The following is a 25,230-nucleotide window of genomic DNA, read 5'->3' on the forward strand; positions in this document are numbered from 1 at the left end:
AACATTGCACTTTGGTACAGGGTGCCGCAGGCAAGCGGCTGCCCGCCAATGGGCAGGCATCGCATGGGGCCATGCGGCGTACGTAGGCGAGATGTGGGCCCATGTCACCGCTCACATGCAACACGCCGCATCCAGATGGTCAACACGCATATGCTCATCATTGCCCCTAACGCGATCATGAAGGTGCGGACCGATCAGCACAGTTCGCGCCCAGCATCATGTCTCACACTCTTGCCGGAATGGTCAGCCCACGCTGTACCGCGGGGCGGTTGCGGAAGGTGTCCAGTGTGCGCAGGAGGTGGGGGAACTGGTCGATGTGGACCAGCTCGCCTGCGCCGTAGAAGCCAATGAGGTTGTTCACCCAGGGGAAGATGGCGATGTCGGCGATGGTGTAGTCTTCGCCCATGATCCAGCTGCGGTCTTGCAGGCGATCGTCCAGCACCTTGAGCAAGCGGCGGGACTCTGCCACGTAGCGGTCGCGCGGGCGCTTGTCTTCGTAGTCTTTGCCGGCAAATTTGTGAAAGAAGCCCAGCTGGCCAAACATCGGGCCGATGCCGCCCATCTGGAACATCAGCCATTGGGTGGTGTGGTAGCGGGCGGCGGCGTCCTGCGGCAGGAGCTGGCCGGTTTTGTCGGCCAGATAAAGCAGGATGGCGCCGGACTCGAACAGGGCCAGCGGCTGGCCGCCGGGACCGTTCGGATCAAGGATGGCGGGAATCTTGTTGTTCGGGTTGAGTGACAGGAATTCCGGCGAGAGCTGGTCGTTGCTGTCGAAGCTGACCAGGTGCGGCTCGTAGGGCAGCCCGGTCTCCTCCAGCATGATGGAGACTTTGACACCATTGGGGGTGGGCAAGGAGTACAGTTGCAACCGATCCGGGTGCTGTGCGGGCCATTTCTGGGTGACGGGGAAATCATTCAGTGTGCGCATCGGGGTTCCTGAAGGCGAAAGCAAAGGGACTATCTGCGTGATGGGGGTCAGACCACAGCATACGCGGATAGTGTGCTCATGCAAGGGCCGATCCGGACGGTTGCCGAAGTGCTACAGAGGGTGGCCGCAAGCGTAGCACAGCACCGCCTGATGCTGCCGGGCGGACAGGTTCAGCAGCTGCAGCACGCTCTCGTCCATGAAGGCACCAATCGGTACTCCGCCCAGCTTTTGTGACGCGGCTTCCATGTCCAGCGCCAGCATGTGGGCGCCGGCTTCCAGCAGCATGAAGCGCCCGCCGCGCTCTCCGTATTTGGCAGTCAGGCTGTCGCTACGGGCGATCAGGAAGAACACCACCGCTGGGGGCTGTGCCCAGTCCACCCCAATGATGCGGGCAAGCTGTACCCAGTCCGGCGCTGCACCGAGTGGCACCAGCCCGTGCTGCTCGGGGTCGTACCAAGCCAGCTGCCCCGTATGCGAGGCTGCCAGTGTGACGTTCAACAGCGCCATATACAGCTGTAGCGGGTATTTGCCACCGCCGGAGGGCAAGGCATGGCGGCCATCCGGCCCGACCCGAAACGGCCGCAGCAGGCTGGACAGTTGCTGCGCACTCAGGGATTTGTCCTTGAAATGGCGCTGGCTGCGCCGACGTGACCAGACCGATTCCAGACGGGAGGCGGCCTTGGGTAGCGGCAGGCTGCCCTGCACATGGATGGGGCGGTAAGGGCGGTAGGCTTGGGCCGCGTCAATGGCGATACGTTCACGCAGCACCAGCGCCCGGCTCGGGCTCAGGCTGCTGTTGTCCCAGAACAAGCGGAACAGGGGTGCGGAATCGGGAGTATAGGTCATGGCAGGGGTAGCTACCGTTCAGCCCAAGGGGTGGGGCAAGGGGTTGGGAAAGGCGGTGTGGCTCACCTCACCGGGATAGCGCCAGGCCACATCGCGGCAGCGACCGCCCAGAAAAGGGGCGCGCTCGTCTGCATGCAGCCCGGACAGCTGCGGCGCCAGTACCCGCATCACCCGAATACCTGTCGCCGCCACATCCGGGGTGGTCAGCTCGCGGTAATACAGATCAATCCCCGCCGCCGCCAGCTGAACTCGTAACTGCTGCAGCACCGATACCGTGGACAATGGAGGCGGCGTATCCCTCTCGGAGGGGACACTCACCAGTCTCCGGTGCCGCACCAGCGCCGTACGCGGCCACAGCTCAGGACGCAAGGTGTAGAAGGCCGCGTGCTGGTCAAAGCGGCGCAGGGCGTGCGGCTCCGGTGGCGGTGCCTTACCGTGCTGGCGCTGCATGTGGGCGGCAAAGGTCAGCCCCTGCGCCCACTCCAGCCAGGCCTTGTCCAGCGCTTCCTGCCGCGTATGGCGGCAGGCAATGCCAAAGGCGTAACGCTGACGGCCCTGTATCGGCCAGCCGCCCGCGACGGCAATCACCGGGTGCGGGTTCCAGGCTTGGGTCAGGTCATACGCAGCGACATCGGCACCCAGCTGGTCAGCCTGTGCCTGCAGCGACTCCGGCAGGGGAATTTGCCTGCCCCCCAGGCCATTGAGCCAGGTGCAGGTGAGGGCATCACGCTCCAGCACTTCCTGCGTAGCCCGCAGCAGCCCCAGCCATGGCCCTTCTGCGGCATCAGAACAGGCGGCCAGGCCGCTGGAGGTGGAAGGCAGGCGCGCCTCGCCTTGCCGTGGCCCGAGCCCCACCCACTCCTGTGGTAGCCATACCGTCTGGTTATCGGCAAGGTCATACACGCTGCAAAACAGGTCATCCGTGCTGCGCGGCAGCGGCCAGGGGAAGCCGGGCTGCTGCCGCTGCGCTTCGCTATAGGGTGCAAAGGCGCTTTCATCCAGCACGCGGTCGCTCACGCCCAGTGACGCACGGGTTCGCACCGGCAAACGTACCAGCGCGGCGGCATGGCGTTCCAGTGCCTCGGCAATGGCAGCGGTCATGGCCGTTTGCGCGTCGTAGCCCACTGCGCCGGAGATGGTTTGCCATGGGTTCTGTGGCTCTTCCGGCACGGCAGCGTTGTACACGCCCGGCCAGTCGCTGGCGTGTGACTCCAGCAGGTGGCAGGCGGGCAGCACGCCAGTATGCGGGTGGACACAGCGCTGCAACAGATGGCGAGACAGCGGGGTGGGGGCGGGAGTCATCAATACGTGCTAGCGTGTATCAAGCAATCGACCAGAGCCAGAGCTCTACCATCCCTGCAGCAAACAGGGCAGCGGCGCAAAGGAGGGCCACCAGCATGCCCTTGAGTACCGTACGTTTATGCGTGGCATACACACAGGCAAACAGGGCAATCCACCCACCCAGAGACAGTAGGACCGAAGGCAGCCCCTGCTTCAGCCATAGCGCAATACCCAGCAGTACGGGTAAAGCCAGGAAGCCCAGCAGCCCCAACCCCACCCTGTGTGCCACAGAGGCTTTGGGGCTGCCTGGCTCAAACGCGGTATCCTGCACCCGCCCCCCTTGAGTGAGGCGGACAAAATGAACGGCGGTCGCAATACAGCCTGCGCCTGCTGTGACGACAGTACAGCTACAGGTGGTTGTGGTACATCCGCCACTTGCCGCAGAAAGGGTGTTGTCGCGGGCCTGGCGGTGAAAGGGGCTGGGTAATCGGTACATCGTCAGGATTCCGCCAAGGTTAGGCGCGCCACGGTGTGCTTCTCGTAGAGGACGCACCAAGCATGTCATGTTGTGTTGCCAAAGAGGTCACCACGACCATCGCTAATGAAGCCAGATGCTGATCTCCACCGTACCCACTGCGGCCATGATCAGCAAACTGACGATGGCCACCACCACGCCTTTTTGTGTCCGGCGCTTGTTGGCATCGTAAACCAGCGCAAACAGACCGATCCAGCCGCCCACTGCCAGTACCAGACCCAACACCGGATTGCGTTCACCCAATGCCACGGCCACCAGCGCCACCAGCGGCAAGGCAAAGAAACCCAGTATCGCCAGCCAGACCTTCCCTGATGGCTGGGCTGCGGGCGTGGGTTCCGCTCCCCCTTCCGAGGCAGCCGGGGCTTGCGCCAGCCCGGCGAAGTGTACCGAGGTGGCAATGCAGGTTACCCCGGCAGTCACCAGCGTGCAGCAGCAGGTGGTGGTGGTCGAGCCGCCCCCCGCTGCAGAGAGGGCACTGTCGCGAGCCTGGCGATGAAAGGGGCTGGGTAATCGGTACATGGGTTTATTCCCGGTTTCTCAAGGGATCCACGGCAAAGGCAAGGCAGCGGCCAGTGGCGCAGCCACCTCGCCATGACACACCTGGCACCACGGCAGACGGTACACCGTGGAGCGCTGGGTCTGCAGGGTGGTGAGGTCCATGCTCACACTTTGCTCCGTCCACTGTGTCCATCCCGCCTGACACCGCAAGGGTGCAAGGATCAAGGCTGCCAGCAAGGTCCACTGCTGCTGCACTTGGGGTGAGGCGGGCAAGGGCACATCGCCCCAGCGGTGTGCTACCCGGTTGGACAAGCAATGAATACAGGCGGTTTCCCCCGGCACCACATACGGCCCGATCACCAGGGTGTGATGATAGGCGATATCCACCCACAGATGCGGCTGTTGCAATGCCAATGCGGGGTAGCGGGTCACGCAGTCCATCCAGCTGGCGTTGCTGCGGATCAGCAGTACGGTATCGGCCTGATCCGGTTCCGCCACCCATTGCAGCCCACTGTCGCCATCACGCTGCAAAGCCACCACCAGCGGCTCACAAGCTTCCCCCATCCAGCATAACGCCGCCCGCTGCGGGCGCTGCACGGTACGTGGGGAGACAATGGCTCCCACCCGGCGCAACTGCCGTAGCGCGGCCTGACAGGCGGGTTGATCCTGCAGGGTGTGTAGTGTGTTCTGTTGCCAGGCATCAGCAATCTGGCGCGCAACCGATGCAGGCGTGGCTTCATCCACCGCGTACACCTCGTCGGCACCGCCGGAGAGGAACAGCATGTCGTCCTGCATGAAGACGGTCCAGCCCGGGTGAGGCTGCCAACCATCCTGTGTGGCTAAATCTGGTGCATCCGCGGGCAAGGGCATATCATCCTGTGCGTGACTTTACAGCCATTGGCCCACACGCTACCTGAGCCCACCCCGAGATGCAACATCACAATGACATGAAACTGGTGATGCTTGCCTGGCTACACATGCTGCTGCTGGGTGGCCTGTTCTTTGTCGGCTACCCGCTGACCAACCAGTGGGCCTCACATCAGCAGGCGGCAGTGCTGACCACCCCGCTGGACCGGCTGATTCCGTTCTGGGGCTGGATGATCTTCCCCTATCTGAGCATCAACCTGCTCTACCCGTGCAGCTTCTTTCTGCATCCCGACCGCCACAGCCTGAAGCGTTTCAGCCTGCAACTGCTGCTGGTGCAAGGTGCAAGTCTGCTGGTGTTCTGGCTCTATCCCACCACCCATGCCCTGCCCCGTCCCAGCACGACGGGATTCGCGGGTCTGCTGCTGACCCAGCTGCAGCAGTTTGACCGCCCCTACAATATGCTGCCCTCACTGCATGTCGCGGTACTGGCGGTGCTGTGGCACCATCCGCTGCGTCAGCAGTTACCGTGGGGTGGACGGCTGGTCTGGCACACCGTGGCCCTGCTGATTCTGTGCTCTACCCTGCTGACCCGGCAGCATCAGCTGCTGGATGTGTTGGCGGGATTGGCGGTGGGTGGCCTGGGTTTGGCGCTGTTTCCCTACCGGCCTCCTGTCCGGGGTGAATAGACTGGTGTAGCGTCGCCTCTCTCGACCCGGATAAGGCCTCAGATGCTCTTCCCCGACCGCTTTTCCACCCCGCGCACCGGACAGGAAGGCCCTTATCAGTTCCGGCTGCTGTGCCCTGCCGATGTGACGGCAGACCATAAAGCGGTGATGGCGGCAGCCGAGCGCATTCGCGGGGTCTTCGGTCCGGACAATCACTGGCCACCCGCCACCCTGACCGAAGCGGATAATCTGGCGGACCTGCAACGCCATGAACAGGACAGCCTGAACCGGCTGAACTTTGCCTACAGCATCTGGCAGGATGAGCACTACGCCGGTTGCGCGTATATCAAACCGTTCAAGAGTCGCCTTGAAATAGATGCGCGGCGAGGACGCTTCCGCGAGCTGTGTTATCTGTGGGTCAGCAATGACTTTGTGACGCAGGAAGAGGCCATCTACCAGCACACCCGGCACTGGATAAACCAGCATTTCCCACTTCGCCAGCCCGCCTGGCCGGGTCGGGAATGGGGTTGGGCGCAGTGGGCTGCACTGGCCTCCGCCTGACCCAGAGAGACCATTCAAAAGCGGGTGGTCAGGCTCACCCATTGGTCCGGCATCAGCCCAACCAACAAGGCCTCTACACGCTTGTCCCAACCCAGCAAGATGGCGACACCCAGCAGCATCAACAACAGGCCAAAGCCCTGCTGCAGACGGTAGGCATGTTTGAGTACGCGCTCCCTGACCCGCAGGAATGCAGCGCGTGAGGCGTAAGCAGCCAGCACCAGCGGAATCGCCGCGCCAAGGCCAAAGGCCGCCAGCGTCACGGTGCCTTGCAGCGCATGGCCCTCGGTGGCAACCAGGGTCAACGCTGAAATCAGCAGCGGGCCGGAACAGGGGCTCCACACCAGGCCCAGTACCGCACCCAGACCAAAATACCCGGCCAACGAAGCTGTATCCAGGCGCGCTGACCACCGGTTTGCACCATTGGCCAATGGGCTGATCCAGCGGCTGAAACCATCGCGCAAGCCCGGCAGCAACAACACCGCCCCCAGCAGCAGCAGTATCCCGCCACCGAATTGGCGCAGTCGGACATCATTCAGCCCCAGCAAGGGCCCAGCTGTACCCAGCAGTAGCCCGAGTACGGCAAACGCGGTCACCATGCCCAGCCCCATCATCAGCGGGCCAGCGCGATGCCGTTGCAGACTGCCGCCCGCTACCAGGGGCAGCAGCGGGAATACACAGGGGCTGAGGGTGGACAGCCCGCCTGCCAGTATGGCCAGCAGCCATGGTCCCATACTCTGCCACACCATCTCAGTGTGCCACAGCGGTGAGCAGTGCAGTTTTCAACGGCGCAACCTCGGTATAACCGCCCTGGCGCGCTGTTTCATGCTTGCCACGGAACACCACTACCGTGGATTGCGCCCGAATCTGCATACGCTGCTTCAACGCTGCTTCGGTGTCGTAGTTTGCCACCAGCAAGGTCACGTCCTTGAGCTGGGTATCCTGCTTCATGGCCTGGAAGGACAGCGACTGCGCACGACAGGTCGGGCACCAGTCGGCATGGAAATGGACCGCCACCGGCTTGCCTTCAGCCTGCAACGTTTGCAGTGTAGCGGCACTGTAGGGTTTGATCTCCAGCGCATGGGCCATCTGGCTCATCAGCCACAGCGGCAATGTCAGCAGCACAGCAGTCAGGGAAGGGATTCGAAACATGGGTGCAGCTCCTGAAAACAGAGGGATATTGACCCTTGGTCGGCGTCCCCGCCCATTTCTTGCACGGCAGCCATCCGCGTCAATAAAAAAAGGCACCCGAAGGTGCCTTTTTGACCCACCGATTACCCGCTTAGCTGCGGCTGGTCACTTCCAGCAGGTGGTAACCGAACTGGGTCTTGACCGGACCCTGCACGGTACCGACATCGGCGCTGAACACCACGCGGTCAAATTCCGGCACCATCATGCCCGGGCCAAAACGGCCCAGATCGCCGCCCTGACGGCCGGACGGGCAGCTGGAGTGCTGGCGGGCCAGCTCGGCGAAATCAGCGCCGCCTTCGATCTGAGCCTTGAGCTCCAGACATTGGGCTTCGCTGTTGACCAAGATGTGGCGGGCGGTGGCTTGAGGCATGCTGTACTCCAGAAACAATCAAAAAAAAGTAATTATACCTGTTGCCACGGCCCTGTGCTGACACCGCCGCCGGGCGGTCAGCCCGCCTTTTTCATCTGCTCACGCAATTCTCGGCGCAGGATCTTGCCGACATTGGTTTTCGGCAGCTCGGTGAGGAAGCGGACCCGCTTGGGAATCTTGTAGCCGGTGAGGTATTTGTGAGCGAACTTGAGCACTTCGGCCTCATCCAGATTCGGGTCTTTCTTGACGATGCAGACCATCACCACTTCGCCGGAGTGTTCATCCTGCGCCCCGATCGCGGCCACCTCCAGAATGCCGGGATGCTGCGCCAGCACATCTTCGATCTCGTTCGGGTAGACATTGAAACCGGAGACCAGAATCATGTCTTTCTTGCGGTCCACAATCTTCAGGAAGCCATCCGGCGTCATCACCGCCACATCGCCGGTCGCCACATAGCCCCGTTCATCCAGCACCTTGGCGGTTTCTTCCGGTCGATTCCAGTAGCCGCGCATCACTTGCGGGCCCTTGATACACAGTTCACCCGGGGTGTCGAAACCCACCGGCTGGCCATTGTCATCGCGCAATTCAACGTCGGTAGACGGGATCGGCACACCGATATAGCCGTTGTATTCTGCCAGATTCAGCGGGTTGATCACCGCGGCGGGCGAGGTTTCGGTCAGCCCATAGGCTTCGATCAGTGAGCAGCCGGTCACCGCTTTCCAGCGTTCAGCAACGGCGCGCTGAGTGGCCATGCCACCACCCAGCGTGATTTTGAGCTTGCTGAAATCCACTTCCTTGAACTCAGGCCGATTGAGCAAGCCGTTGAACAGGGTGTTGACGCCAGACATGGCGGTGAACTTGTGCTTTTTCAGCTCCTTGATGAAGCCCGGCATGTCGCGGGGATTGGTAATCAGCACATTGCAACCGCCCAATTTGCAGAAGGTCAGGCAATTGGCGGTCAAGGAGAAGATATGGTACAGCGGCAGGGCGGTAATGATGATCTCACCGTCCGGGTTGGCAAACGGCGCCAGCCAGGCACTGGCCTGCTGCAGGTTGGCCACGATATTGCCGTGGGTCAGCACCGCGCCTTTGGAGACGCCTGTGGTACCGCCGGTATATTGCAGGTAGGCAATGTCTTCATGGCCCAATTCGGCCGGGCGGTATGGCTTGCGCGCACCTAACTTGAGCGCATTGCGGAAATCCACCATGTTATGGATGTGCCACTCCGGCACCAGCTTCTTGATGTGGCGGACCACGAAATTGACCAGCCAGGACTTGGGGGCCGGCAGCATATCGCCCAGTGCAGTGACAATCACGTGCTTGACGGGGGTGGTCTTGATCACCGTCTGCAAGGTCTTGCAGAAGTTTTCCACAATGACGATGGTGTGTGCACCCGAGTCGTTCAGCTGATGTTCCAGCTCGCGCGGGGTATACAAGGGGTTGACGTTGACCACCGTCAGGCCGGCACGCAGGATGCCGTACATGGCAATCGGGTACTGCAGCACATTGGGCATCATCACCGCGACGCGATCACCCTTTTGCAAGCCCAGCTCGTTCTGCAGGTAGGAAGCAAAGCGGGCGGAGAGCTCATCCAGCTCCGCATAGGTCAGACTTTTGCCCATATTGTGAAATGCGGGGCGACTGCTGTATTTCTTGACCGACTGCTCAAACAGGTCGGCCAGCGAGCTGAACTCGCCCATGTCGATTTCAGCGGGAATGCCCGCCGGATAGTGCTGCAGCCAGACTTTTTCCACGAGTGCTCTCCGTCTTCTCTTTGAGGCGGTGCAGACCTGTCCCGGTCGCTACCACACGTTATCCTGTACACACCCCACTGTTGCACGCTAGTTCATTATGGGAGCAGACCCCTTTGGCGACAAGCATGCACCAGCATTGTGCTTGGCTGCACTGTAATGGAAAAGCCGTTTCGTGAAAAGACGTTCACATCACAACATCGAACCCCTTTTGATCTCAGGCAGGAGTTCGGTGAAGGCCGCCAGCGCCTCATCTGCCGCAATATCCTTCACATCGCGCGATGGCTTTTGCAGCAAGCGGTAAGGCACACCCCACGGCCGCCAGACCGTGGCATCCGAATTGCCAAAGAAGCACACGATTGGCTTGCCCAGCCCCGCCCCGACATGCATGGCCCCGCCATCACTGCAGATCATGGCATCACACACCGACAAACCACCAATCAACTCGGACAAGGCCTCGGTGGGATAGGCCAGCACCGGCAGATCCGCCACCGCCGCCATGATCTCCGCCGCTTTGCGGTCATCTCCCGGATGGTGCGGATTGTGCTCATCACCCGGCGACCAGAACAACATAAAACGCACCTGATGGCGCGCATGCAAGCCACGCATCAATTCAATAAACTGCACTGCGGGCCAACGCTGTGGCGGCTTACGCGACGAGATGTGGATCGCCAGGGTCAATGGCGCAGGCGGCAGGGTGGCGAGGCGGGATTGGGCTTGCTGATGCGCTGCCTCTGTTGCACAAACCGTTAACGCTGGGATGGCCCCAGTAATCCCTAGTGGAATCAGTAATTCCGCTAACTCTTCAACTAAGTGCAAGCCTGCCCGCTGCACATAGGGCACCTGAAGTGCAATGTGCTGTTGCCCGGGTTTACCCTCCTCAGTGAAGCCCAGAATATGTTTGGCCTTGACTTGCCGGGCCAGAGCCAAAGGCCGTGCTGTCTGACGGGTACTAGCAATAATAGCCAGGTCATAGCTCGTTTTTCTTAGTGACTGCATCATGCGCCAGCGGCGCCAATACACGCCCACCACAGACTCACCCGGTTGCCTGTGCTTGGCCTTGGTATAGGCAAACACGTGGTCCAGATAAGGATTTTCGGCAAGTACAGGCAAGTTATAGCTATTTACCAGTGCATCAATTCGTGCCACAGGGAAGTGCTTTCTAAGCGCCGCAATCAACGGAGTGGTACATACCAGGTCGCCAATATTGTCGCGTCGAATGACCAGTATGGACTGAATAACAGGGTCAATCTGCATGGAGCTAACATTTCAACAAAGTTTGATAAAGCCGATCCAGCTTGTCCGCAGCATGTTGCCACTCAAACTGCTGTTTCACGGTCTGAGCTGCAGCTGCACCTAATCGCTGCCTGTGGGCCGGGTTTTGCAGCCAGTAACGCACTGCCGAAACCCAGTGCTCAAGCGGAGCATCCGCTGACAGCAGGCCACCATTGACATCATCGGTAATGGACTCCAGGACCCCCCCTGTTGCGCCCGCCAATACGGCACACCCCATCGCCATGGCTTCAAGTACCACCATACCTTGCGGCTCATGCCGGGTTGGCAGCAAGACCATATCTGCTGCGGCCAGATACTGCGCCAGTTCAGCGTGGGGCCTGGCCGGCAAGTCTAATAATGCTCCACATTGAATCAAGCGGTCACATTGCAGCTGGCGCTCGGCATAGCCAAGCTCTCGTTCCGTACCTGGCGGAAGTGGCCCAATCGTCACCATGAGTGGCCTGTACTCCTCCGCACTCAGCTGCTCGATGACATTCAGGCAAATGTCGTAACCCTTGACATGCTGCTTGCGCCCGAAGAAAAAAATAATCGGACGGTCGACCGGCAAACCTAATGCCAGCCGAAGCGCCATCTTCTGTGGCACGTCAGCGGCGTGAAATACCTCAGGATTGACGCCATTGTGAATGACGTGTACCAGATGTGGGTCAAAACCTTTGTCTACCAGTTCTTTTCGAACATAGCCCGATACGGCGATATATGCGTTTGCTGGTATCGCCTGCGGCCGTTGCGTCCGAACATGCGCGTGCACAACGCACGGTAAATTCCATCCGAGCCATTTCCTGAAGCTCGCCACATCGAATTCAAGCTGATGGACATGCAGAATGTCCGGCCTGACCTTACGCGCAATTGCCGCCAATCGACGCTCAAGTGGCCAGGGATTAAAACGAAACCATTTCCAGAATACGCGGGTATATAACCGTGACGACTCAAAACGATACACCGGCCACTGATTCCATGATGCTCGCGCCTGCAGTCCTTCGCGGGCACTCACCAGCACATGCTTATAGCCAGGCAAATGCAAGGCCAGTTCCTGCGCCACGATGGCCGGTGCAAAACCCCGTGTGTCCGGAATGGCACCATGGGGTACATACTGCATGAGCAGCGGCTTGGCTGTCACAGTTTCCCCCCGGATGCTGTCGACCTGGCAGCATATGCCCATGCCAGCAGGTACGCACTGAGGAACATGAAATGCTCAAGCATGTGGTCCCGAACATTGCTATCCAGCACCGATCGTGCAAAAAATCCACTCACCACGAATGCAAGCATCAAACCTGCCGACTGCCGCTCTCGTAAATACAGTCGCAGTCCATATGCAATCATGCATGTCCCCCAAGCCAGCCAAAGCAGCAGCCCGGGTATCCCTGCGCCGATAGCCATATCCATCATCCCGCTATGGCTATGCCCAGGCAGGCGGGGCTCATTCGGGAAACGGACATGCAAAGCACGACGGAATGCGTTCCGGTCATAACCGACGCCCATAGGAAACCGGGCGACGCTAATCGCCGCTTCTTTTGCCCACGCCAGACGCTCATATGCCGAAGGCTCAATGATCTGATTGCTGCCGGGCAAGAGCGGGTATGGATAACGGACCCCATCGATCCAGGCCTTGTGATGCTCTGTATCCCATGCCACCGGCAAGGTGTCCACGAACTTTAACCAGCGTGTGTCTGCATGAAACATATTCCACGCAAGCCCTGCCAGCGCAATGCCTCCTGCCATGAACATGCCCAGTCGCCGAATGCCTTTGGTAGATTGCCAGACGCCGATGACCAACCCAACCAGACAGATGAGCAAGGTCGCCACATGACCATTACGCGTCACGGTTACATACGAAGTTAACAGCAGCAGTCCAAATGCGGATACCCGCGCCCAGACCGGCAAACGTAATGCAGAAGGCCGTCCAGACAGCTGCGCCAAAGTATCTGCCATCAATAAGCCCAGCTGAATATTGGTCCAGAAGCTGACGCCTGTGCGATGGGAAATCCATAGGGGGTACACCAGCCAGCGCTCATATAGCCAATAGAGCCACAATGAGCTGATCGCGAATGCTGCCGGCAGACTGAGGCCGATGAGAAAGATCATTCGCGGGGACACCATGGCCTGACCATCCTTCCGCTTCACGCTGGCCAGTAATAAGCCCAGCAGCGCTGTCAACAGTGCTTTGAGCCACTCGCCCTTCAGCTCCCTGATCACGATCTCTGGCTGAAATGCCCAACCCAGCCACTGAACCAGCATCCATACACTCAACGCCATCAGCAGCCCCCATGCAGGCCGAAGGCCTTTCCAGGGGATATCCCGCCACGAGGGCAGGGACAACAGCAACAGCACTGCAATGGTCAGGTTACGCAAGGCGACCGTCCCGGGCAGATACCAGACCAATAACAGGATGGTTACACCCAGCAGTATTCCCCAATATCGGGCACGCTCAGTCAACAACATGACACTCCTTATGCATCACCCATGCGGGCAAGTGCTGCAAAACCCCCCGCCAACGCTCCACAAATGCTGCCATGGTGAAGACCGCAAACTGTGATGACTTTTCCGGCTGCAGGTGCGGCCACTGTTGAGATCTCAAGGCATCCAGCATGGCACCAAAAGAGGCGCCCCCATCAATCCTGGGGTCGGTGTATAACCAGCCCGTTTCACCATGAATAACGGTTTCGGTGAACGGTGGGGCTTGTACCGCCAATACCGGCACCCCCATGGCCTGAGCCTCGATCAGGTTTAAGCCGAGGGCTTCTTTTTCCGGCAGGCCCGACATCAGATAGTCCAGTCCCTGATACACGCGGACCACATCAGACTGATGCCCCCACCAACGAACACGCGTCCCAAGTGGCCGCAGTACTCGCTGCAAATCACGTACCGAGGCATAGCCACCTGAGCCAAAAATTTCAATATTAACCTCGGGACGAGCCAGCAAGGCAGGCACTATCGCCGCAAACAACTGTGGAAATTGCTTGATGGTCGTAATACGCGACACAATCCCCAAGGTCAAACCCGGTCGCTTCTCATAGACAGGGGCTTCCCCCCAGTTAGGGCGCAGACGGGCAAGCCACCCAAGCATTCGATCACGCCCCTTGCGCTGATCCCACTGGTAGCGACTTCTTTGCCGAATCGGTGCCAGGCTGGCGCTACGCCCGGCGGCAGGGGCGGCCACACCCAGCAATGGCTCAGGGTAAACGGGTACCGATGCAGCCTGCAAACCATCCACCACGTAACGCGAGACCCCAAAAACTGTGTCATATACGCGATAAGCAGACGAGTCTCGGAGGTACCTGGGCATATGGGAGATCGCCGTCATGTAATGACGCTGACCCAGTCTGAGTGTCACCTCGATCGGTAACGCACCATGGCACAACACCCAGGCACCCTCCGCGGGCAATGCTGCAGTCAACTCCCCCAACTCTGGGATCGGAACGCACTCAGCCATGTCACCGATCAGAGAACGCCAAAACGTAGCTTGGGGATGTATGTAGAGGCGGGTCTTGATGCCTAGCTGAGCGAGGGCTTCAACACAACTGCGTGTATACACCTCCCCACCACCAAATTCGGTACTCAGGTTAACTTGATGGCACCCATCCAGTGCAGGCAAGGGTTTCATTGCCATTGTTGTTGGCCTAGCGCAGGTACTGGCAGCCAGCTCGCCAACATCGCGCGCAACCCTCGCTTTCGTGCACGCCAGCGCTGCCTGCCTGTCACTGCATGCTGCTGAATCAGACGATCAATCTTCCGACGGCGGAGTTCTCGATATAACACACACCGCTGCCACAATTTGGGCAAGTAGTGAATCTCGTGATAGATCCCCAAGCCTTCATTTGCCAACTGCCAGCGCAGGGCGTCACATAATGCAGTAGAGGCCATATTCGCCAATAGATGCTGATGCAGCTCTTCCACGACCCGCATATAGCATCGCGCCAGCATAGCCCTATGGGCCGGAGTTTTTACTTTGGAGATGGACTGGGCATGCAGCCGATACACATAAATTTGCTGATCGATATGGCAGAATCGCTTTGCAGCCGACAACACTTGGGTAGTCCATACGATATCCTGTCGCGCTCGCTCCTCAACAAACCGGATACCCTGCTCCCGCAAAAACTCAACCCGATAAATATATAGCCACATGTAATGCTTGAACCGCCGGCTATGGATCGCCGCAATCAACCAATCGCCCCCCGCCTGCACTTGATCGGCAGACATGCCCACAAAGATGGGGGCAGGTGCTACGCCTTCTTGCAAGTAACAGCCATTGAAGCCCAGCACATCCAGCTGATCCTGAACCATTTTTTGTAGCAGGGGTGCCATCTCTCCCGCTACCAGATAATCATCTGGGTCCACAAACGCCAGGAAACGCCCTTGAATCAGGGAAAGCGCATGGTTCCGGGCGGCAAAATGCCCCTTATTGGACTGCTGCACCAAGCGGATACGTGCGTCGCGCTGCATCCAATCTTGCACGATGCGGGCTGTATCATCCGTAGAACCATCATCGATCACCAGAACCTCGCAAGACAGCTCGGTGTCTGACAGGATGCTCCGCAAGCTTTCGTCAATATAGGCGGCCACATTATAGGCCGGCATGACGATAGACAAGTCAGGCATTGACATGTGGCCCCCTTTGCAAATCAGCCAGTTGACGGAGGCTTTCTTCCAGGACCATTAACTGCAACAGGTTTTCATGCCAGCCTGCATCATGCTCGCTGGCCGTTACAACCGCTTGCGTCGCCTCTACAGACAATTGCCCTCCTGTCTGCTCGGCCAAACGCCCAGGCAAGCCCTGTGCTCGCGACCGCAAATCATGCTGCAGCCAATGTGCCAACGGTGGGTTAAATCCGCGCTTCTTCTGCTCAAACAGCCTGAGTGACTCCAGCGTGCCCATGGCTGGCGCCAAAGCAAGTTTGGCAGGGTGTGTAAACCGCTGTGCAGGAGGCAGCGCCAAAACACGGCTGACCACTTTGTGGTCCAGTAGTGGACAACGAGCCTCCAGCCCATGGGCCATCGGCATCAGGTCTGCCTTCCGCAAGATATACTCCGGAAGATAGTTACATTGATCCAGTGCCAACAGTTGCATCAGTGGTGACGCTGGCATGTTTGCAGGCATTCGCCAGTGGTGGTCGGCAATATCGTATCCAGACTGCAAACTACGCCGCTGCATTGGCGAAAAACCGGAAAACCGCAGGGAATACGCGCTTAACCAGTCTTGTGAGAGCTCCTGACGCCACTTGACCCAGCCTCGTCTTGCCATGCCAGACTGTGGACTAAGCCATGGCAAAACAAAATGCCGACGCCAGGCGCTTTGCAGATGCTTGCGATAGCGTTTATATCCCGCAAATAGCTCATCCCCACCATCCCCACCCAGGACCACTTTCACGTGCTGGCTGGTCTCCCGTGAGAGATACCATGTAGGGATGCAGGAAGGATCAGCAAATGGCTCATCCAGATCTGCCACAATAGAAGCAAAGTCGTCCTTGATCCCGCTGGGGATCACAATGCGCTGATTCTGCATGCCCAAGGTCTGGGCTATTTGCCCTGCCAAGGCACTTTCGTCCAGCGAAGACCCGGGAAAGGCCGCTGTAAAAGTCTGAATATTCTGGTAGCCCTGCGCAGCAAGGCGTGCTGCAATCACAGAAGAGTCTATACCACTGGACAGGAAAAGGCCCACTGGCCGATCAGATGCCGTTCGCAATCGAATAGCCACATCCAGCTCTTCGAACAAAGAGCCTGATTCCGGCTCGGGCTGCCAATACACATGCTTTTGCAGACTTCCTGTTTGAAGCTCGTACTGGAGGTAACACCCATTCTCCAGCCGTTGGATGTCGCGGTAAATGGTGTGAGGGGCCGGAATATAGCGATGGGCCAGGTACGCATCGATGCCGGTGCTGGACAGGACACGCCGGGATAAGGGCAGGTATGGCAATACGGCGCGGACCATTGAACCGAAGGCCAGCTCACCATCCTGATGGTAATACAGCAGCGGTTTCAGACCCATCCTGTCTCGCGCCAGCCAGACACGTCCATGGCGCCAATCCACGATGGTCAGTGCAAACATGCCTCGCAAGCGCGATAACATGCCCTCAAACCCGTACGCCAAGTACGCATTGAGGATGTACTCCGTATCAGACGTTGTCCGGAAAGGCATTCCTTGCGCCTGTAATGCTTGGGCATCTTCTTCCCAACCATATACTTCGCCGTTGTAACACACCCACACCTGTTGATCGTGACTGACCATGGGCTGATCAGCCTCAGGCCGGGGATCACGGATAGACAGCCGAGTGTGCAACAAAGCATGCTGCATGCCTTCATGGGCGATTTGCCCGTCACGGAGCCAACCGACATGGTGTCTGGCATCTGGCCCCCTCCGGCCTAGCGCAGACAGCATCGCCTCGATCACTTCTGGCGTGATGCGACGTTGCCCAAAGAAACCTGCAATCCCGCACATCTCAACCCACCTTACGAGCGAAACGCTGAAAAACGGCTTCCATCCGGTTCAGCATCACATCTCGTCCAAAACGTGCCTGCGCATCCTGATGCGCCTGTGTCGCCAGTTGCTCGCAGCGCTCCGGGTGCAACAACAAGTCGCGGATTGCCCCAGCCAGCGCCTCGCTGTTCTTGGGGGGAACCATGATGCCGTTGTGCTCGTGTTGCACGGCATCGGCCATACCGCCAATCGGGGTGGTGATCACCGGTAATCGGCATGCCATGGCCTGCATGACCGCCTGGGAAACACCCTCGTCCCCATACGACGGCAAGACGAACAAGTCCAAAGCCTGCAACCAACGCTCAGGATTGGCTTGCTGCCCCACAAACCAGACCCGGTCCCCCAAAGCCATGCGCTCAAGGCGTGCATCCAGTCGATCCCGGTACGGCCCATCTCCGATCACCAGTAACCGCAGCTCCGGAAAAGAGGATTGCAACTGCGCCAAAGCCTCAAACAGGTACTCATGCCCCTTCCAGTCACGCAGGGTTGCCAAAATACCCAACCACCGGCCTTCCGGTATCCCCAGTACCTCACGTGCTTCCGCTTTGACGCCGGGGGTAAAACGTGACAGATCAATCCCGGTCGGAATCGATGTCATGCTTTCCGCTGCAAAACCGTTCTGCTGGACCAACTGTTCCAACAAGGGCTGACCGGTCACCACCAAATGCTGCACTGCCGACTGATAAAGCCAGAAAGTACTGCGCTTGGTGTTGATCGGCGAAGAGACATGCCGGGTACGCACCACTGGGGCCGGGTGTGACAGCGTGCAATTGGCTAATGCAACCAGCCAAGAATCCGTAGAGCTATGCGTATTGAGGACATCCACTCGATGGCCGTGTTGGCGCAACCATTGACGCATCGCCCACAAGCCGCGCAGGTTCTTGCGACCAATAGGCAGCGCGGTCACCGGGACACCATACCCCGCAGCAGCCTGGTAAATGGTTGCCTCCTGCGGGCACAGCAACTCCACCCGATGGCCTCGTTCGATCAGCCCGGCGGCTTCGGTCAGGATACGAATCTCTTGACCACCCCAGCCACATGAGGCTTCGGTATGCACAATATGTAAACGTCGCGAACTCACTGCATCACTCTCAACAACTCTGTGGCGGCTTGATAAACAGGCGCTACCATGATTTCTGACATATCGGTATCCACCCTGCAACGCCCATGAGGTGCCGGATGGTCAATTGTTCTCGCTAGAGGGTGCTGCATGGGACCATAGATACGGGAAGGGTGCAGACAGTGGTATAGCGCAACCATCGGTAACCCCAGCGCGGCTGCCAAGTGCGTAGGACCCGTATCTACGCCGATGTAGAGCGACAATTGCTGCATCAGTGCGGCATTATCGCGCAGATTGAACGCCCCGGTAGCAATGGTCACGTGCTCAGGGAAGTGTTGCTTCAATTCGCGTGCGCGCGGCGTCGACAATGCATCCCCCAGCACGATGAAATGACGCCGGGGATCATCCTCCAGTAGCCAGTCCATCAACTCGGTAAAACGGTGCAGCGGCCAATCACGGTAGGGTTTGGTGGGGAAACTCGCTACCTGCAGCCCAATCAAAGGTCGATTCTGCAATCGGTGGCGCAGTACCCAGCGCTCAGCTCGCCGGGCCTCTGCCGGAAGGACTTCATAACGGGTGCGCAACCGTTCCGTCTGGACACCCAGTGCAGCCGGCAGCGCCAAGGCCTGCTTCACCGCTGGAGTGTCTGCACCAGGCACAGACACTACCTGATCCAGCCATCGGTGATGGCGGTGGTCTTCTTGCTCAAAACCGACGGTATAGCGCGCCACCCTGCGGGCAAACTTCAATAGAGGGGCATCGCCACCATAAACCAGCGCCACATCATAGCGCTGGCCTGGAAAATGTCCCAACCAGCGTGCACGGCTGGGTGTAATGGCACCAAGCTGATCAATGAAGGGGAGGTTCTGCAATACCGCCACCCGCTTTGGGTGCCCCAGAACCGTTAAGTGCCCGTGTGGCAATGCCCGGCGCAAAGCCTGCAAGGCGGGTGTCGCGAGCACCGTATCACCAATCCGGCATACATTGATGACCAGTACCTTGGCGTGGGGATCAAGTCGCATGATGCCCCTCCTGAAACTGCGCACGCCACAATGCCGCATAAGCGCCACCACGCTGCAGCAGCGCCATATGTGGCCCCACCTCGACAATACGCCCCTGCTGCATCACCACAATGCGGTCTGCTGCCTCAATGGTTGACAGTCGATGGGCAATGACCAGGGTGGTCCTGTGCTGCATCAAACGTTCCAGTGCCGATTGCACTTTCCGCTCGGACTCACTGTCCAGTGCGGACGTCGCTTCATCCAGAATCAGGATCGGCGCGTCCTTCAGCAAGGCTCGTGCAATCGCCAGCCGTTGCTTCTGCCCACCCGACAAGCGATTCCCCCGATCGCCAATGATGGTCTGCATACCCAGGGGGAGTTGCTCAATAAACTCCAGAGCATTGGCGGCCTCAGCCGCTTCGCGGATACGCTGCTCGGATGCATCAGGACAACCATACGCAATATTGGCGGCTACCGTATCGTTAAACAGGGATACATCCTGGGAAACCAAAGCAATCTGCTGCCTTAACGTCGCCAGCGGCAAATGGGCCAGCGGTATGCCATCCAGTAAAATATCACCGGCCCCGGCATCATGAAAGCGCGGCAACAGACTGGCCAATGTCGTTTTACCGCTCCCAGATCCCCCGACCAAGGCAACCGTTTCACCAGCGTTCACCGTCAAGCTAATGGCATCCAGGCTATCACGATCAGCGTGAGGGTATCGAAAGCAGACCTGCCGAAATTGCAGCTGGCCGCCAGCGTGCACCAGAGACTGCTGCCCGACATCAACTTCAACCGGTTCATCAATCAGGCCAAACACACTCTCTGCCGCGGCCAAGCCTTTCTGTAGCGACTCATTGGTGCGTGACAAACGTTGCACGGGCTGGGACAGCATCAGCATGGCTGTAATAAACGACATAAAGTCGCCCGCTGTCATGCTCCCAGCAGCGGAGCGCAAGCCGGCGTAATACACAACCACAGCCAGGGCGATGGAAAGCAGCAGCTGTACCAGTGCTGAGTTCCCAGAGCTGGCGACGGTCTGCTTGACGGCCAGTTGGCGAACACGGTTGGCACGGCCAAAAAAGCGGAGCGCCTCATACCGCTGCCCACCAAAGACCTTGATCACTTTCTGACCATGCACGCCCTCTTCCATCACCTGCATCATGTCGCCAAAGGCCTGCTGCTGCTGGCGGTTCAACCCTCGCAATCGCTGACCCACCTTACGAATGCTGAAACCCGCCAGTGGCAGCAAGATCAGGCAAATCAGGGTCAAACGCCAATCGATGTACAGCATGAGCGCCAACTGCCCAATAATGGTCAGAGTATCCTTGAGCAACACTGTCAGCACGCTGATCCCCGCTTGCGTGACTGCGCCAACATCATTGGCGATCCGTGACAGAATCAACCCTGCAGGATGGGTATCGTAATAACTGACCGGCAACGCCAGCAGGCGTTCGTACATTTTCTGGCGCAAATCCAGCACCAGCTGGTTAGACAACCAAGCCGCCGCCCATTCACTAAAAAAGGTCGTTGCCGCCCGAAACAGAAACAGTGCGACAATCAAAGAGGGGACCAGCCAAGGGCTCACACCTTGGCCAGCAGGAGAGTGTGGTAACCAGTCCGCCAGCGGCTGCAAGAATGCAGGCACATGTTGCGCCGCCTGGCTGCTGAAATTCAGGTTGATCAGCGGGCCCATCAACCAGGCGAACATTGGCTCGGTCATCGCGGCCAGTTGAGTCGCCAGAAATGCCAAGACAATCACCTTCCAGTAGGGGCGTAACTGCCGCAATATCCGTAGATACAGCGCTCGGCTACTCAGGGAGGGTCGGTTGGTAACGGTCATGGGCAGGACAAACGGGCAATCGCCCATTCTACCGCAGTTAGGGCTTTTTCACAGACAATAGCCGCTGGTAAAGCTGCGTCATTTCGTTAGCCATGGCATGAATTTCGTACGCTTCTGCACACTTCCGGGCCGCAACGCCCATCGCAGCCACACTCTCACTGTCCTGTCGCTGAAGCCAGTGGACCAAGGCTTGGTGATCCAGCGCGTCAATGGCTATGCCGCATTGATGGCGCATCACGAGTTCAGCCGCGCCAGCCTTAAAGCTGGTCACCACCGGCAAACCACATGCCATGGCCTCCATATTCACATTGCCAAAGGGCTCATACAGTGCCGGCATGGTAAAAAAGTCGGCTGCAGCATAGTACGGGCGCACATCCTCGGTTGTCCCCATGAAGCGAACACGCCCCTCCACACCAAGACGCCGAGCCAGACTGGCAAGTCGTGCCTGATGCTTGTCGCGCCCTACAATCCAGAGGTGGTGCTGAGGCAAACTCACCATTGCCTGGATCACTGTTGCCAAGCCTTTCCGCTCAAAGCCCGAGCCCACAAACAACAGAATGCGCTCTGACTCACCGACACCATGTTGCTGCCTAAGCGCATACCGCCATTGCGCTCGGCCATCTGGATGGAAGTAGGAAACATCGACCCCTAGATAAATGACGGGCAACAGCTCATCTGGCAAACCAAAGTAGTGTTTGAGCTCTGATTTGACCATCTCGGAGATGCAGATCACGGCTTGCAGATTCGGGTGCAGAAACATCTGCCGCTCAGCCCGACAGACATACCGGTGATATGGGCTCAGCCAGGTCATGAACCGACGAAGTGGGTGGCTGACCCTACTACGTTGTTTCAACCATTCACGATGGACTCCATCACCCGCCCGATACACCATGACTCCGGGAATGCGCTCATGAGACTGCACGAGGTCAAACGTTTCATTGCGCAGTGTTCTCTGTACAGCTCGCGCAAAGCTCCAGTCCCGCCAAGTGCTGCCCAGATAAAAGGGAGTCAGCACTATGGGTACAAACCGCCCATCTTCACGCCACTTCCGTGTCAGCAGCGTAATTTTTGCCCCATGCAGACTCAAGGCCTCAATAGCTCGGCTCACGAACCGCTCCGCGCCTCCGGCCGCATTAAATTTTTGCCGAATCAAGGCAATCTTCATCTTCACTCCATCGCCAGCAGGGACTGCACGGCCTGATGCACCTGTTCGACGGACAGTGCGGTGAGGCATTCACTGCGTTTGCCGCCGCCGCAGCCGTCGTGACCACAGGGGCGGCAGGCGTGGTGGGATACCAGCACGCGAGCGGGCACTTGCCACGGGGCCCATTCGATATCGCCACTGGGGCCAAACAATGCCACGGTGGGGGTGGCCATGGCGGCGGCCATGTGCATGGGCGCAGAGTCCACGCCGATGAACAGGCGCGCCCCAGCGGTCAGTGCTGCCAGCTCGCGCAGGCTGAGTTGGCCCGTCAGGTCATGCACCGGGCGTGACAGCCGCTGCTGGATGGCCGCATTCAACGCCCGTTCGGCATCATTGGGGGCGCCGGTCAGTACCACCGGCCAGCCCTCGGCTGTCAGACGGTCGATCAGTGCCGCCATCTGCTCCACACTCCAGCATTTGAACAGCCAGCGCGAGGGCGGGTGGATGTGCAGAAAGCCTTTGGGGCTCAGGCCCAGCCCGTGCAGGACTTCACCAACACGAGCAGTGGCTGCGGTGCCGGGTTGCAGCACCAGCTTGCGCTCCTGCTCATCAGGGTACAGGCCCAGCCGCCGCAAGGCGTCCAGGTGGTATTCGACAGTATGGCGGCTGTTGCCCTTTCGTGCCGTGGTGAACAGATGGGTAAACGCCTTCTTCCAGCCCCGCTTGCCGGTACGCTGTGCCACGCTGTAGCGTGCGCCCAGCCAGCGCGCCAGCCAGGCGCCACGTCGCCCATCCGTCAGGTGGATCAGCAGGTCATACTGGCGGCTGCGCAGGGTGCGCCACAATTGCCACTCTTGCCGCAGCCAGCGCAGCAGCCCTTGCCGCTTGCCCTGCCGCTCGATCAGGTGCAGCTGTGAAAGTGCCGGATGATCCTGCAGCATGGGCGCGGTATCGGCATAGACCAGTGCGTCGATTTCCAGCTGTGGGAAGTGGTTCTTCAGGACTTGCGGTACCGGGCTGGCCAGCAGCACGTCACCATGGTGACGCAGCTTGACGAGCAGTACACGCCGGAGGGTAGAAAAATCCACCGCGTCCGCCGGGGCGACCCGAAACGGGGTCGCCACCGTATGTAGTTCAGGCATTCAGTTGTTCCAGCAAGGGCGTCACCTGCTCTTCATCCGTGCAGGCCAGGATGGCATCGGTCTGCGCGGTCAGCTCTGCCAATGAGGACTGCCGCACCACCTGCTTCACCGCCAGCAGGCTGGCCGGGTGCATGGAAAAGCGCCGCAATCCAAACCCCAGCAGCAGGCGGGTAAAGCGCGGGTCGCCCGCCATCTCGCCACAGACCGACACCGGCTTGCCCAAGGCATTGGCGGTACGGATGGTATGGGACAGCAGCTGCAACACCGCAGGGTGGGCCGGATTATACAGGTGCGCCACCGAATCGTCGCCCCGGTCCACCCCCAGGGTGTACTGCACCAGATCATTGGTGCCCACCGAAACAAAATCCAGCAAGCCGAGGAAACCGGCCACATTCAGCGCCGCCGCCGGAATCTCCACCATCCCCCCCATCTTGACCTGCTCGTCAAAGGCAATGCCTTCATCGCGCAGCGATTGCTTGGCCAGCGTCACATGCTGCAGGCACTGCCGCACCTGGGCCACGCTGGAGAGCAAGGGAAACATGATCTGGATGCAGCCAAAGGCCGAAGCCCGCAACAGTGCGCGCAGCTGGGTCTGGAACAAATGCGGCTGCGCCAGTGACAAACGCACCCCGCACAGGCCCATGGCCGGGTTCAGTCCGCCACTACGCTCAAACCATTTGGGCAACTTGTCGGTGCCGATGTCCAGCGTGCGGATGGTCACCGGCTGCCCGTTCAGGGCCACGGCTACCTCTCTGTAGGCTTCGAACTGTTCGTCTTCCGTGGGCAATTCCTCGCTGGCGAGGAACAGGAACTCACTACGGAACAGCCCTACCGAGCGGGCGCCGAAGTCCTGCATGTCCGGCACATCCTGCGGCAATTCAATATTGCCTTGCAGTTCGATCGGCACACCGCAGGCGGTGATGGCCTCGGCCGATTTGGTACCGGCCAGCTGTTTCTGCTGTCGCTGCCATTGCTGCAGCAACTTTTGATAATGCGCCAGCTCATCGGCATCCGGCTCGATGATGACGGTGCCGGCGCTGCCGTCCACCACCACCAGCTCGCCTTCCTTCATCAGCTCGCGGGCATTATGCATGGCGACCACAGCGGGGATGCCCAGGCTGCGCGCCAGAATGGCGGTGTGTGAGGTGGCACCGCCGGCATCGGTCACAAAAGCGGCGAACTCGATATCCTTGTACTGCACCATGTCGGCAGGGCTGAGGTCATGCGCCACCAGAATGGTGTCACGATCGGTCGCCAGCTGGCCGTGAGCGTGCGATACCGGGTGCCCTGCCAACACCTTCAGCACACGGTCCGCCACCTGGATGACATCCGCGCGCCGCTCGCGCAGGTAGTCTTCTTCGATTTCGTCGAACTGGGCCAGCAGGATTTCCAGCTGCTGCATCAGCGCCCATTCGGCGTTGCAATGTTGCTCTTCGATCAGCTGCCTGGGGTCACGCGACAAGGCCGCGTCATTGAGGATCATGATGTGCAGGCTGAGAAAGGAACCCAGCTCCGCCGGGGCATTATCCGGTATCGAACCCCACAGCATTTCCAGCTGCTTGCGGGTTTCGCGAATGGCAGCGTCAAAGCGGGCCAGCTCAGCCGGAATGTCCTCTTCCGGCAGCACCAGATGCACCACGTCGACCGTGGTCTCCGAGACCAGGTGCACATGGCCAATCGCAATGCCGCCAGCGCAACCAATCCCGCGCAAGGTGATGCTCATTGCCCTCTCCCTCCATGTCGCTGACCCTGACAATCCGGCCAGCTACCATGCCGTACCCG

General features: G+C 59.4%; 24 protein-coding genes. 2 read left to right on the top strand and 22 right to left on the bottom strand.

What is annotated here, in order from left to right:
* Positions 1 to 223 precede the first annotated feature (223 nt).
* The 6 genes from HF682_RS14775 to HF682_RS14800 all read right to left on the bottom strand — a co-directional run bounded on the left by HF682_RS14775 (position 224) and on the right by HF682_RS14800 (position 4,883).
* Positions 224 to 928 carry a glutathione S-transferase N-terminal domain-containing protein gene (locus HF682_RS14775; protein WP_168878105.1) on the bottom strand — a complete coding sequence of 235 codons (705 nt, stop codon included), beginning with the start codon at positions 926 to 928 and terminating at the stop codon, positions 224 to 226.
* Positions 929 to 1,039: 111 nt separating this feature from the next.
* A complete protein-coding gene (locus HF682_RS14780; RefSeq protein ID WP_168878106.1) occupies positions 1,040 to 1,774 on the bottom strand; it encodes a SagB/ThcOx family dehydrogenase in 735 nt (244 codons plus the stop codon).
* A gap of 18 nt (positions 1,775 to 1,792) precedes the next feature.
* Entirely contained in the window at positions 1,793 to 3,076 is a 1,284-nt protein-coding gene (locus tag HF682_RS14785) for a YcaO-like family protein (protein WP_168878107.1), read from the bottom strand.
* A 19-nt stretch (positions 3,077 to 3,095) separates the two neighbouring features.
* On the bottom strand, positions 3,096 to 3,386 hold the full coding sequence (locus tag HF682_RS14790) for a hypothetical protein (RefSeq protein WP_168878108.1): 291 nt from the start codon (positions 3,384 to 3,386) through the stop codon (positions 3,096 to 3,098).
* 267 nt (positions 3,387 to 3,653) lie between these two features.
* Positions 3,654 to 4,109 (bottom strand): hypothetical protein, encoded by a 456-nt coding sequence (locus HF682_RS14795; RefSeq protein ID WP_168878109.1) that lies wholly within the window; start codon positions 4,107 to 4,109, stop codon positions 3,654 to 3,656.
* 18 nt (positions 4,110 to 4,127) lie between these two features.
* Positions 4,128 to 4,883 (bottom strand): TOMM precursor leader peptide-binding protein, encoded by a 756-nt coding sequence (locus HF682_RS14800; RefSeq protein WP_168878110.1) that lies wholly within the window; start codon positions 4,881 to 4,883, stop codon positions 4,128 to 4,130.
* A 134-nt stretch (positions 4,884 to 5,017) separates the two neighbouring features.
* On the opposite strand from HF682_RS14800, the gene HF682_RS14805 reads away from it, so the two are divergent.
* Together HF682_RS14805 and HF682_RS14810 are read left to right on the top strand one after the other, a co-directional pair.
* A complete protein-coding gene (locus HF682_RS14805; protein ID WP_168878111.1) occupies positions 5,018 to 5,641 on the top strand; it encodes a phosphatase PAP2 family protein in 624 nt (207 codons plus the stop codon).
* A gap of 42 nt (positions 5,642 to 5,683) precedes the next feature.
* Positions 5,684 to 6,181 (top strand): hypothetical protein, encoded by a 498-nt coding sequence (locus tag HF682_RS14810; RefSeq protein WP_168878112.1) that lies wholly within the window; start codon positions 5,684 to 5,686, stop codon positions 6,179 to 6,181.
* A gap of 14 nt (positions 6,182 to 6,195) precedes the next feature.
* On the opposite strand, the gene HF682_RS14815 is transcribed toward HF682_RS14810, so the two are convergent.
* The 16 genes from HF682_RS14815 to ptsP all read right to left on the bottom strand — a co-directional run bounded on the left by HF682_RS14815 (position 6,196) and on the right by ptsP (position 25,171).
* Positions 6,196 to 6,912, bottom strand: a complete 717-nt coding sequence (locus tag HF682_RS14815; RefSeq protein WP_205882113.1) for a cytochrome c biogenesis CcdA family protein — start codon at positions 6,910 to 6,912, stop codon at positions 6,196 to 6,198.
* A 16-nt stretch (positions 6,913 to 6,928) separates the two neighbouring features.
* Positions 6,929 to 7,330 carry a thioredoxin family protein gene (locus tag HF682_RS14820; protein ID WP_168878114.1) on the bottom strand — a complete coding sequence of 134 codons (402 nt, stop codon included), beginning with the start codon at positions 7,328 to 7,330 and terminating at the stop codon, positions 6,929 to 6,931.
* 130 nt (positions 7,331 to 7,460) lie between these two features.
* Entirely contained in the window at positions 7,461 to 7,739 is a 279-nt protein-coding gene (locus HF682_RS14825) for a peptidylprolyl isomerase (protein WP_168878115.1), read from the bottom strand.
* Positions 7,740 to 7,816: 77 nt separating this feature from the next.
* The gene (locus tag HF682_RS14830; RefSeq protein WP_168878116.1) at positions 7,817 to 9,493 is read right to left on the bottom strand and encodes an AMP-binding protein; all 1,677 of its coding nucleotides are present in this window, start codon (positions 9,491 to 9,493) and stop codon (positions 7,817 to 7,819) included.
* Positions 9,494 to 9,682: 189 nt separating this feature from the next.
* The gene (locus tag HF682_RS14835; RefSeq protein ID WP_168878117.1) at positions 9,683 to 10,747 is read right to left on the bottom strand and encodes a glycosyltransferase family 9 protein; all 1,065 of its coding nucleotides are present in this window, start codon (positions 10,745 to 10,747) and stop codon (positions 9,683 to 9,685) included.
* Positions 10,748 to 10,751: 4 nt separating this feature from the next.
* On the bottom strand, positions 10,752 to 11,882 hold the full coding sequence (locus HF682_RS14840) for a glycosyltransferase family 4 protein (protein ID WP_168878118.1): 1,131 nt from the start codon (positions 11,880 to 11,882) through the stop codon (positions 10,752 to 10,754).
* A gap of 17 nt (positions 11,883 to 11,899) precedes the next feature.
* A complete protein-coding gene (locus HF682_RS14845; RefSeq protein WP_168878119.1) occupies positions 11,900 to 13,225 on the bottom strand; it encodes an O-antigen ligase family protein in 1,326 nt (441 codons plus the stop codon).
* On the bottom strand, positions 13,212 to 14,387 hold the full coding sequence (locus HF682_RS14850; protein WP_168878120.1) for a glycosyltransferase: 1,176 nt from the start codon (positions 14,385 to 14,387) through the stop codon (positions 13,212 to 13,214). The genes HF682_RS14845 and HF682_RS14850 overlap by 14 nt, the downstream gene beginning before the upstream one ends.
* Positions 14,384 to 15,388 carry a glycosyltransferase gene (locus tag HF682_RS14855; protein WP_168878121.1) on the bottom strand — a complete coding sequence of 335 codons (1,005 nt, stop codon included), beginning with the start codon at positions 15,386 to 15,388 and terminating at the stop codon, positions 14,384 to 14,386. The genes HF682_RS14850 and HF682_RS14855 overlap by 4 nt, the downstream gene beginning before the upstream one ends.
* Positions 15,375 to 17,219, bottom strand: a complete 1,845-nt coding sequence (asnB, locus tag HF682_RS14860; protein ID WP_168878122.1) for an asparagine synthase (glutamine-hydrolyzing) — start codon at positions 17,217 to 17,219, stop codon at positions 15,375 to 15,377. Before asnB ends, HF682_RS14855 begins: the two co-directional genes overlap by 14 nt.
* A gap of 1 nt (position 17,220) precedes the next feature.
* Complete coding sequence (locus tag HF682_RS14865; RefSeq protein WP_168878123.1) at positions 17,221 to 18,339, bottom strand: glycosyltransferase family 4 protein; 1,119 nt, start codon at positions 18,337 to 18,339, stop codon at positions 17,221 to 17,223.
* On the bottom strand, positions 18,336 to 19,340 hold the full coding sequence (locus HF682_RS14870; RefSeq protein ID WP_168878124.1) for a glycosyltransferase family 9 protein: 1,005 nt from the start codon (positions 19,338 to 19,340) through the stop codon (positions 18,336 to 18,338). The genes HF682_RS14865 and HF682_RS14870 overlap by 4 nt, the downstream gene beginning before the upstream one ends.
* Entirely contained in the window at positions 19,330 to 21,162 is a 1,833-nt protein-coding gene (msbA, locus tag HF682_RS14875) for a lipid A export permease/ATP-binding protein MsbA (protein WP_168878125.1), read from the bottom strand. The genes HF682_RS14870 and msbA overlap by 11 nt, the downstream gene beginning before the upstream one ends.
* A gap of 37 nt (positions 21,163 to 21,199) precedes the next feature.
* Positions 21,200 to 22,327, bottom strand: coding sequence for a glycosyltransferase family 4 protein (locus tag HF682_RS14880; RefSeq protein WP_168878126.1), 1,128 nt, complete (start codon positions 22,325 to 22,327; stop codon positions 21,200 to 21,202).
* A 2-nt stretch (positions 22,328 to 22,329) separates the two neighbouring features.
* On the bottom strand, positions 22,330 to 23,448 hold the full coding sequence (gene rfaQ, locus HF682_RS14885) for a putative lipopolysaccharide heptosyltransferase III (protein WP_168878127.1): 1,119 nt from the start codon (positions 23,446 to 23,448) through the stop codon (positions 22,330 to 22,332).
* Positions 23,441 to 25,171 carry a phosphoenolpyruvate--protein phosphotransferase gene (gene ptsP, locus HF682_RS14890; RefSeq protein WP_168878128.1) on the bottom strand — a complete coding sequence of 577 codons (1,731 nt, stop codon included), beginning with the start codon at positions 25,169 to 25,171 and terminating at the stop codon, positions 23,441 to 23,443. Before ptsP ends, rfaQ begins: the two co-directional genes overlap by 8 nt.
* Positions 25,172 to 25,230 lie beyond the last annotated feature (59 nt).

The organism is Leeia aquatica, assembly GCF_012641365.1.
Classification (GTDB): domain Bacteria; phylum Pseudomonadota; class Gammaproteobacteria; order Burkholderiales; family Leeiaceae; genus Leeia; species Leeia aquatica.